This window comes from Pseudomonas sp. S4_EA_1b, from assembly GCF_016307435.1.
Taxonomy (GTDB): domain Bacteria; phylum Pseudomonadota; class Gammaproteobacteria; order Pseudomonadales; family Pseudomonadaceae; genus Aquipseudomonas; species Aquipseudomonas rhodesiae.
This window is the reverse complement of the sequence record NZ_JAEILC010000191.1, coordinates 1-7,650: the sequence shown is the minus strand read 5'-3', so window position 1 is coordinate 7,650 and position 7,650 is coordinate 1. Positions and strand designations below refer to the sequence as shown.

The 7,650-nt window shown below is 65.1% G+C and carries 5 protein-coding genes; all 5 read right to left on the bottom strand.

What is annotated here, in order from left to right:
* Positions 1–168 precede the first annotated feature (168 nt).
* Positions 169–2,241, bottom strand: coding sequence for a TonB-dependent siderophore receptor (locus YA0848_RS35370; RefSeq protein ID WP_099311866.1), 2,073 nt, complete (start codon positions 2,239–2,241; stop codon positions 169–171).
* A gap of 142 nt (positions 2,242–2,383) precedes the next feature.
* Positions 2,384–4,078: an ABC transporter ATP-binding protein gene (locus YA0848_RS35365; protein ID WP_169902553.1), complete on the bottom strand. Its 1,695-nt coding sequence runs from the start codon at positions 4,076–4,078 to the stop codon at positions 2,384–2,386.
* The gene (locus YA0848_RS35360) at positions 4,075–5,802 is read right to left on the bottom strand and encodes an ABC transporter ATP-binding protein (RefSeq protein WP_169902552.1); all 1,728 of its coding nucleotides are present in this window, start codon (positions 5,800–5,802) and stop codon (positions 4,075–4,077) included. Before YA0848_RS35360 ends, YA0848_RS35365 begins: the two co-directional genes overlap by 4 nt.
* Positions 5,799–6,848 carry a Gfo/Idh/MocA family oxidoreductase gene (locus tag YA0848_RS35355; protein WP_034113724.1) on the bottom strand — a complete coding sequence of 350 codons (1,050 nt, stop codon included), beginning with the start codon at positions 6,846–6,848 and terminating at the stop codon, positions 5,799–5,801. Before YA0848_RS35355 ends, YA0848_RS35360 begins: the two co-directional genes overlap by 4 nt.
* On the bottom strand, positions 6,845–7,650 hold an 806-nt coding region (locus tag YA0848_RS35350), incomplete at its 5' end, for a thioesterase domain-containing protein (protein ID WP_232925258.1). The genes YA0848_RS35355 and YA0848_RS35350, both read right to left, overlap by 4 nt.

Here is a 7,650-nt window from a genome sequence, read left to right as displayed (position 1 = left end):
CCTTATCTCGGCATGACCCCAGGAACACGCCGGCATACAGCCGCTCCAGCCCACCGCCCCACGGATAATGCCGCGCCAGCAGGACGGCCAGTTGCAGGCTGCTGAGCACACTGCCCGCCAGCGCCAGACAAATGCGCAGCGGCCAGGAACCAAGGGCCGGAGCGGCCATCAGAACGTACCTCGCAGGGTCAGATTGAGGCTGCGCGGTTCGCCATAGCGGTTGTTCCAATTGACGTTGGACAGGCTCTGGTAGTACTTGCGGTCCGCCAGATTGTTGCCGTTGACCGCGGCAGTCCAATGCTCGTCGATGCGGTAGGCGACCCGCGCATTGAGTAAGGCATAGCCGCCCTGCTCCAGGGTCACAGCCCCGGATTGGGTGGAGTAATCACTTTGCGCCTGCATGCCGGCACCGACGCTCCAGCGGCGGTCCTGCCACGGCAACTCGTACTGGGTCCACACCCGCGCCATGTGGCGCGGCGTGAAGCTGGCATAGCGCTCACCCGAAGCGTTGGTGTCCTTGAGGTACTCGGTGCTGGTGTAGGTATAACCGGCGGAGACGTTCCATTCGGGGGTGATATAACCGCTGCTCTCCAGCTCGAAGCCCTGGCTGCGCACCTTGCCGCCGCTGATGTAGTAGGTGGTCGACCCCACACCCGGATGGTCCGGGTCGACTTGCGGGTTGTTCTCCAGGTCGATACGGAACACCGCCAGCGACATATTCAAACGCCCGTCCGCCAACTCGCCCTTGATCCCGGTTTCATAGGTCTTGCCCTCCACCGGTTTGAGCAGGTCGCCGCTCCAGGTTTGCCCGGTCTGCGGCTGGTAGACCTCGGCGTAGCTGGCGTACCACGACCAGTTCTGCGCAAAGTCCCAGATCAAGCCGCCATACGGGGTTATTTCCCGGCCGGGGGTGAAGTGGCTGGTCGGCGCGTTCTGGTCCCACCAACTGGCCCGGCCGCCGATGACCAGGGTCAGCGGATCGAGCAGTTTGTAGCGGGTCAGCGCGTAGACGCCCTTGGAGGTGGTCGTCGTGGAACCGGGCGATGTGTAGGCGCCGATCCCGGGTTTGGGCACACTGCTCGGGTCCCAGCGATAGACATTCACCGGCACGTTGAGCGGCGTGGTGAACTGGGCGGTGCGCTGCTCGGTTTCGCCGTGGCTGTAGTTGGTGCCCAACAGCAACTCATGGCTGCGGCCAAACAACGAATACGGCCCATTGACCGAGGCATCCACGCTCTTTTGAGTGCTGCTGAATTTATACGCAGCGCCCATCAAGCGACCGCCATCGCCGGTGAGCGGGTCGATGGCGCCAAAAGCACCGGCATAGCGCAGGCTTGAGTCGGCATCCTGGTATTCGGCGGCGACCTTGGCTTTCCAGTCGTGATCCAGTTGCTGCTCAAGAGAGCCGAACACCCGGCGCGTGGTCCACTTGAAGCGGTCCCAGTCCACGTCCAGATAGGTGGAGCGCGACAGGTTCAGGCTCGATCCGTCCTTGGCCATGGGCACGCCGGCCATGTTGGTCACCGAATCGATGGTCTGGTATTGCGCGCCCAGGGTCAGCAGGGTGTCTGGGGTCAAGTCGAATTCGGTGATGCCGTAGAGCAACTGGGTGTCTTGCTTGCCGACATCGTAGAAGTAGTCGCGATCCTCGTAGGCCGCCACCACGCGCCCACGCACATTGCCAGTCTGGGTCAGCGGCCCGCCGACATCCACTTCGCCACGGTAACGGTCCCAGGTGCCGCCGCTGAGGGTGGTGCTGGCGGCGAATGCCTTTTGTGGGCGCTTGCGCACCAGGTTGACCGTGGCCGCCGGGTTACCGCTGCCGTGCAGCAAACCATTGGAGCCACGCAGGATTTCGACGCGCTCATACACCGCCATGTCCTGAGGCGAACCGGCGGTTTCACCGAGCATCGCCGGCACGCCATCCAGTTCGAAAGAGTTGATCTTGAAGCCACGCACGTAGTACGCGGTGGTCAGCAACTGGAAAGGCTGCACCGTCACGCCAGTGGCCTGCTGCATCACCTCATCGAGGCTGAACAGGTTTTGCTGCTCGATGCGCTCGTGGTCGATGACGCTCACCGACTGCGGCGTTTCCCGCAGTTTGAGCGGTAGCTTGCCGATGGCGGTCACGCCGGGTGGGGTCACCTCGCCCGAGGTGTCGTCACCCGCGACCTTGATGACAGGCAATTGCACGGTCGCAATCGCCTGTGCCAACGGGCTCAGGCCCAACACCAACACCATCCCAAGTTGCGCCCCATTACGTTGGAAACCCCGCCCCGCCTTTGTTGCTCCCCGGTGTGACATTGCCCAGCCTCTTTATCGATAATAATTCGCATTAGTATCGTTTAAACGAACGCTGCGACTTTTCGATTAAGGGACTTTTTCAATGGCTGCCCGGCAGGTTTTGCTCGACGAACTGCGCATACCAGCGGTGCGTGGCCAGCAACTGCTCATGACTGCCGCAGCCACTGACGCTGCCGCCTTCCAGCACCAGGATCTGATCGGCACCGCGCACCAACATCGGGTTGTGTGACACCAACACCACGGTGCGCCTGCCATGCAGCGCCTGCAGGCTGCGATTGACCCGTGCTTCGCAGCGCGCATCGAGGCTGGCGGTGGGTTCGTCAAGCAACAGGATCGGCGCCGGGGACAGCAGCGCGCGCGCCAGGCCGACCCGTTGCCGCTGGCCGCCCGAGAGTAATGCGCCGCCCGGCCCCACCTCGCTGTGCCAACCCTGCGGCAGGCTGCTGAGCACCTCATCCAATGCAGCATCCTTGGCGGCGTGTTGCAGTTGCGCAGGCGTGGCTTGCGGCCGGGCCATGCTGACATTCCACAGCAGGCTGCCGGCAAACAGCCCGCTGTTCTGGAACACTTGCGTGAGGTGGTTGGCCAAGGTGTGTTCGCTTAGCTGGCGAATGTCCACCTGGCCGAGTCGTACTGCGCCGGTCTGCGGGTCCATGCCACGCCCCAGCAAGGCCAGCAGAGTACTTTTACCCGCGCCCGACGGTCCGACAATCGCCGTGAACGTTCCCGGCGCGCAATGGATGTCCACATCCTTGAGCAACTGCTCGCCGCCTTCGCCGCAGATATTCAAGCCTTGCCCTTGCAAACTTGCATCCTGAGGCTGCTCTCCGGGGTGCGGGCTGTGCAGCGTCGGCACGGCCAACACCGCGAGCACTTGAGACAACGCCTGCCACGCCATACGCAAAGCCTGGTCCAGGTAAGCCAGTTGCGACAGCGGTTCGATGAAGCGCACCAGCAACACCAACACCGCCACCAACAGCGCGCCGGATAACTGCCCCGCCGCCACCGCCAGCACGCCACCTGCCAACATCAGCGAAAACACCACCTGCACCGCCGCCGCAAAGCCAAGCCCGCTGGGCAACGCGCGGCGGTTGAGACGGTGCGTGGCCTGGTGTTGCTCGTGCAAGGCCTGACGCAACGCCAACTGGCCCTGGCTGGCATCACCGGCGCTGCGGATCAAGGCCTGTTGCTGCGCGAATGTCTGCAACAGCTGCCCGGCGCGACGGTCGACTTGCTGGCGCAGTTGCTCCAGCGCCAGGCTACGTCGCCCGGCCCAACGCAGCAGGGCGAACAACGGCAGATAAGCCAGGGCCAACGCCAGCGCCAAACGCGGTTCAATAAAGATCAGCCCCAGCACCACCATCGTCGGCGTCACCAGCGCCGTTACCAGCGGCGCCAGCAAGTGCGCCGGGATGCCCATGCTGTTGAACACCGGCCCGCGCACCAAATCTTCCAGCTGGCCCTGCCGCGCCAATGGCAAACGCGGCAGCTGTTGCACCAGTTGCGAGACCAGGCCGGCCGCCAACCCGGCTCCCGCCAGATAACCACGGCGCTGGGCAACGTAGCTGACCAAGGCCTGCAGCAACGTCAGCCCCATCAACAGCAGCACGCTTGGCTGCACACTCTGTTGATCGAACCAGGCCAGTATCAGCGGCACCAGCGCCAACCCCGCCAAGCCATCCAGCACGGCGGCCAGTAGCATCCACCCCAGGGCGCCGCGCAGTATGCGCCGGGCCTGGTCGGGCAAATGACGCAACGGCGAAAGTACACTCATGACACGAACTCCAGTTGATCGGCCATCGACATTTGCTCGTCCCACAGCTGGCGGTACAGACCGTCCACGGCCAACAACTGTGCATGACATCCGCGCTGCACAATGCGCCCTTCGCAGAGCACCAGGATCTGCTCGGCATGGGCGATGGTTTCCAGGCGATGGGCGATGATCAGCCGCGTGCGCCCGGCTGCGTCGTCGCGCAGTGCCGTACGCAAGGCGCGCTCGGTCTGCGGGTCGGTAGCGGAGGTGGGTTCGTCGAGCAACATGATCGGCGCACGCGAAAGCAGCGCCCGCGCAATCGCCAGGCGCTGCAATTCGCCGCCGGACAGCCGCACATCATCGTCCACCACGCTGGCGTAGCCCTTGGGCAACCCCATGATCCAGTCATCCAGGCAGGCCGCCTTGGCAGCGGCGCGAATCTGTTTTTCACTGGCGTGGGGCTGATACAGGGCGATGTTTTGCGCCAGTGACAGGCGCAATGCCCCCGCCTGCTGAAACACCAGCGCCAGATACTGCTGCAATTGGCGGCTGGCGATCTGCCGAACATCCACCCCGCCCACGCGCACATGCCCGCTGTCGACGTCCATAAAGCGGGCGATCAAACCGGCCAAGGTGCTTTTTCCCGCGCCGGACGGCCCCACCAGCGCGGTGGTAGTGCCCGGCTCCAGGCGCAGGTTGATCGCCTTCAGTACCGTGACATCACCCTGGGAGAAGCTCACATCGAGCATCTCCACGCTGGCGTCCCGAGGCGATTGCGGCGCGTCGGGTTCGATCAACGGCGGTGTACTCAACACCTCCTGTAGGCGCCGGGCACTTGCGCGCGCGTTGTTCAGCGCATCAAAGCCGTGCCCCAGCGCCAATACCGGCGCCGCCATGGCGCGCACCAGCAGCAAAAAGCCGCACACCTGCACGGCGCCCACTTCGCTCACGCCGATAAATAGTGTGCCAAGTACCACCCAGGCTAACAGCCACGGTGCGCTGAGCAGGACCTGGATCAGCGCAGCAAGATGACCGGCGCGGCTCACCCAATGGCTGAAGCGCTGATCAAACTGCTGCACCGCCTCTTGCACACGGCGATGAATGCCCGCGCTGGGAAATTGCCGGACCAGGCCCAGGTTGCCGGCGAACTGGCTGTAGTCGCTGAACAACCGCTGGATTGCGCTATTGCGCTGGGCCACGTCCTCGCGGTAATGCGCCGAGCCCAGGCGCCAATAGCCCAGCACGCCCAATGCCAACGGCAGCAGGCACCAGAGCGCCAGGGCACTGTTGCTCCACAGCAGGTAGGCCAGGGTGGCCATGGGAATCAACAGCAGGTTGACCAGGTCGGTCGGCGCATGGCCCACCAGTTGGTGCAAGGCCCGCACATCCTGCTCGGCGTAACGGGTGACGCCCTCGGGCCCCAGCCGTGCAAACCAGCCCAAGGGCAAGCGTTGCAGATGCTCGGCCAGGCGCACGCGCAGACGGTCACACAGGTCGGCGTCCACCTGATGGGTCAGGTGCAAGGCCAGGGTCTGGCCAAACAACCACAGCGCTGACGCCACCACCGCCACCACCACCCAGTTCAGTGCCGAAGACGCCAGCGGCGGCGCCTGGCGCAAGCTGTCCGCCAGTTGCGCCAAGGCTATCAGCGGCAGCAGCGAGCAGATCCCGGCGACGGCCTGCAACGCGATCGCCGCCCCTAAGCGCGCACGGAAAGGACGCAGCATTTCGCTCAAGTGGCTCATCGGACGTGCTCCAATGCCTGGGCCAGGCCGGCCGCCGGCAACGTCAGCGACGGCTGCAGCGGGAACCCGAGCGCCGCCGTCACCTGCTGCCATAGCCTCACCACTTCCAGGCTGCGCTGTTGCAGGCGCGCCAGCCCCACCCCCGTGATCAGCGGTTGCAATGCACTGGCCGCGGCTGTCGGCCAGACGCGGCGGTAAACCTGCGCCCAATCCGCCGCCGCGGCCTCCAACACTTCGGCGCACGGCAGCGGCTCATCGGCCTGCGGCCCAAACAGGTCGAACACCCCGTCGACATCTTGCACCGGCGCACGCACGGCCGGCAGCCACAGCAACGGTCCGTGGGGCGAGGCCAATAGCAACGTGCCGCTGTCAGTGGCGATGCTGATGCGCTGCAGCCTCTGCATGCGCCCGTCATCATTGGCGGCCAACTCATTGAGCACGCGCAGCGACACCGGCACTTGCGCCATGACCAGGCTGATATCCCGCCAGGCCGACAGCGCCGGTGCCACGCAGTCCACCGACCATGGGCCTACCGACTCCAACAGCGCCGCCAGCACATCGAGGGTCGCGTAACTCACCTGCACCGCGCAGTCGGCGTCGATATGGCGAATGCCCTGTTGACGATGCAGCTGCCGCGCCAGCTCGATGAACCGCGCCACGCACGGCAACTGCGGATAGAAACTGTTGAGCAGGCAGCGCCGATGCAGGCGCGCCGCCGTGCTCAGCAAGTCTTGCAGTTCCTGGGGCAGCAACGGGTGCTCGATCAGCACATCAATGCCCCGCTCCATCAGCGCTTGCGCCAAGGCGGGGCCTTGTTCGCCCCTTGCTGCGCCGCCCACCGCCACGCAGGCCAGTTGTGTGTCGGCGGGTACGTGGGCCAAGGCCTCGAAACACGGCACTTCGAGATAGCGAGCCAGTGCGCGGGAGCGACGGCTGCCCTGCCCCAGCACCCCGACCAGTTCCAGGTGCTCGGCCGCAGCAACACCAACGGCGTAGAACTGGCCGAAGCGCGAGCCCACCACCAGGGTTTTCACAGGCATAGTCATGGGCGTTCCTCCAGCAAGTAACGACTCAGCCCGGCGTTCAAGCACTCGAAGTGATTGCCGCGAAGGGTCTGCACAGTCAGCGGCGCCAACGACGCCGCCTGCCACCAGGCCTGCAGAGCGGCCTGGTGATCGGGGATCAACGGGTTGGCGACGCTCGGCACAAACAGGCGGATGGCGCCCACATACGGCGCGCCGTCGCTGTAGTGGCTGGCGCGCACGGAATGAGCGAACACCCGATACAACTGCTCATCGGCAATGCCCTTGGCCGCCGCCAGTACGCGAGATTTGAGCGCAGTGGCGTCCAGACCCAGGTGTTTGTCGAGCAACGGCTCGGCCGCCGGCAACCCCAGCGCAGCGGTGTCCAGCCCCAGGGTGCCGGCGAAGCTGTAGAGCATCTGCACTTCATCCTCCACCAGGTACGGAATGCGGTAGCTCGATACGATGTCCACCCGACGCACCTCGGCGCCCAATTGCAGCAGGGCCTTGGCCAGCTCCAGCGTTACTAGCCCGCCGGAGCAGTAGCCCAGCAAGTCGAAGCGACGCCGGCCGCTGTCCCACAGCGCCTGGGCATACCGTTTGCCGAGGGTGGCGTTGATATGCTCCGGCGGCAGGCTCAAGTAATCATCGCTGTCGTGCACCGCCAATCCGAGCAACGGGCCGCTGCCGGCCAGTTCGGCGATCAACCCGCGATACGGCAGCAGCGTGCCGAGCCCTTCATGCACCAGCACCCGCGCTGTGCCTTCACCCGCGGCCAGTTCCGTCAGCGCATCCACCCGCCCGCGCCCACCCAGCGGCGCACGGC